The organism is Paenibacillus forsythiae T98 (genome assembly GCF_000520735.1).
GTDB lineage: Bacteria > Bacillota > Bacilli > Paenibacillales > Paenibacillaceae > Paenibacillus_AQ > Paenibacillus_AQ forsythiae.
In genome coordinates this window covers 1-2,094 of the sequence record NZ_ASSC01000274.1, presented here as the reverse complement: position 1 = coordinate 2,094, position 2,094 = coordinate 1, and the positions used below count along the sequence as shown (strand labels likewise).

General features: G+C 57.5%; 4 protein-coding genes. All 4 read left to right on the top strand.

All coding sequences use genetic code 11. From position 1 onward, the window contains the following. Positions 1–82 precede the first annotated feature (82 nt). On the top strand, positions 83–472 hold the full coding sequence (locus L692_RS0109160; RefSeq protein WP_025699198.1) for a NusG domain II-containing protein: 390 nt from the start codon (positions 83–85) through the stop codon (positions 470–472). Beyond that, positions 456–1,007: a Gx transporter family protein gene (locus L692_RS0109155; RefSeq protein ID WP_025699196.1), complete on the top strand. Its 552-nt coding sequence runs from the start codon at positions 456–458 to the stop codon at positions 1,005–1,007. Before L692_RS0109160 ends, L692_RS0109155 begins: the two co-directional genes overlap by 17 nt. 32 nt (positions 1,008–1,039) lie before the next feature. Further along, positions 1,040–1,906, top strand: a complete 867-nt coding sequence (locus L692_RS0109150; RefSeq protein ID WP_025699193.1) for an ATP-binding cassette domain-containing protein — start codon at positions 1,040–1,042, stop codon at positions 1,904–1,906. Beyond that, positions 1,882–2,094, top strand: a 213-nt coding sequence (locus L692_RS28220; RefSeq protein ID WP_036722912.1) for an ATP-binding cassette domain-containing protein, incomplete at its 3' end; no start/stop codon positions are given. The genes L692_RS0109150 and L692_RS28220, both read left to right, overlap by 25 nt.

The following is a 2,094-nucleotide window of genomic DNA, read 5'->3' as shown; positions in this document are numbered from 1 at the left end:
AGAAGCCCCTCCCTTTAGGGATGGGAGTCATCACAATTAATAGGTCTGGTTATCATTTGATTAAAAAATAAGGGAGAATTTTATGAAACGCGCAGATATGCTGCTGATTTCCGTCATATTGATCGCTGCCCTGGCTTTCCTTGCGCCCCGTTATTTTTCAGGCAACGACGCCAAAGGGAAAGATGGGCAAGAGCTGGTGGCCAATATTGCGGTGGATGGCAAGCATTACCGCACCGTTAAGCTTACCAAAGAAGAACAGACCATCGATATCCGTACGGAACACGGCTATAACATCCTTAAGGTTCATGATTACGGCGTAGAGATGTACGAAGCGGACTGCCCGGATCAGGTATGCCTGGGCTTCGGTTTTATTACCCGGCCCAAACAGACGATCGTCTGTCTGCCGCATCGGGTGCTGGTGGAAATCGCAAGTGAGGCGGGGGAGGATGAAATTGATGGGTTTGTCCAGTAGTGAATCGAGCCTGGCGCTCAAGAGAACGGTGATGATCGCCATTTTTTCCGCGGTGGCGGTGGTGCTCGGCATTCTGGAGGCGCAGATTCCTCTGTCCGCGATGGGGCTTATGCCGGGGGCGAAGCTGGGCTTTGCCAACATTATGATTTTGACCTGCATCTACTTCTTGCGCGGGCGCGACGCCTTTGCGCTTGTTATCCTGAAAACGCTTCTTACCGCTTTCATCCTGGGGACGTTCTCCAGCCTGCTGTTCAGCCTGTTTGGCTCGCTGCTCAGCTTCCTGGTCATGTTCCTGCTGATGAAGGGAGGGCGCATGCAGCTGAGCCTGATCGGGGTCAGTATCGGGGGAAGCATCGCCCATAATATCGGGCAGCTGGCGGCGGCCTCCATCGTGATGGGCACCACGAGCATTATGTATTATTTGCCGATCCTCTTGGTGACCGGGATTGTCACCGGGATTGCGGTCGGTTATGCGGTTCGCTATCTGGTGTCCTCGCTGTCCCAAATATCGCTGTTCGAGGAATTTTTGCGCTAGGGCTTGAACCGGCTGGGGGAGGATGAGCACACATGAATGAAATAAGCGGACAGCGGCATTCCGCAGAGCGGGGCCCGGACGCCATTGCGCTGAAGGACGTATCCTTCGGCTATGATCCGGAGAATCCGGTCCTGCAGGGAATCTCGCTGCGCATCCCGCAAGGGCAGTGGGTGGCCTTGGTCGGCGAGAGCGGATCGGGCAAATCAACGCTGGTGAAGCTGCTGAATGCGCTGCTTCCCAAGAGCGCCGGCGAAATTGCCGTTTGCGGCGAGGTGCTGAGCGAAGCCAGTATCCCAAGCATCCGCCGGAAGATCGGCATGGTGTTTCAAAATCCGGACAACCAGTTCGTCGGGGAAACGGTAGAGGAGGATATGCTCTTTGGGCTGGAGGGACTGTGCTTGTCCCGGGAGGAGATGGACCGCCGTCTCCAGCTGTACTCCGGCAAGCTTGGGGTTTCCGGCCTGCTGTCCAAGCACCCCGGAGAGCTGTCGGGAGGGCAGAAGCAGCGGGTCGCGATCGCCTCTATTCTTGCCATGGAGCCGGGCGTCGTCATGTTTGACGAGGCCTCTTCCATGTTGGACGAAGAGAGCAGGAACGGGCTGCTGGGCATTCTGCGGGACATGCACGCCGAAGGATACACGATTCTGATGATTACGCATGATGCCGATGAGATTATGGCCGCGCAGCGTGTGCTCGCGCTGAGCGGCGGCGGGCTGGCGGGCGATATGACGCCGGCCGAGCTGTTCCGGAGCCCTGAGCTGATGGAGGCGTGCCGCCTGCGCGCGCCGTACGCCTGGGAGCTGGGCCGCGAGCTTGAGACCCGGGGTCTTTCAATCGGCGTTCCCGCCAGTGAAAAGGAGCTTGTAGAAATGCTATGGCCATTCAACTGCAGCAAGTAAGCTATACCTATGCGCAGCAGAGCTTGTGGCGGCAGACGGCGCTGCATGGCATCGATCTCGACCTTCCCCGGGGGTCCATCGTCGGCATTGCCGGATCGACGGGGTCGGGCAAATCGACGCTGCTTCAATTGTTCAACGGAATCCTGAGACCCACGCAGGGAACCGTATCGGTTCTGGACATTACGCTC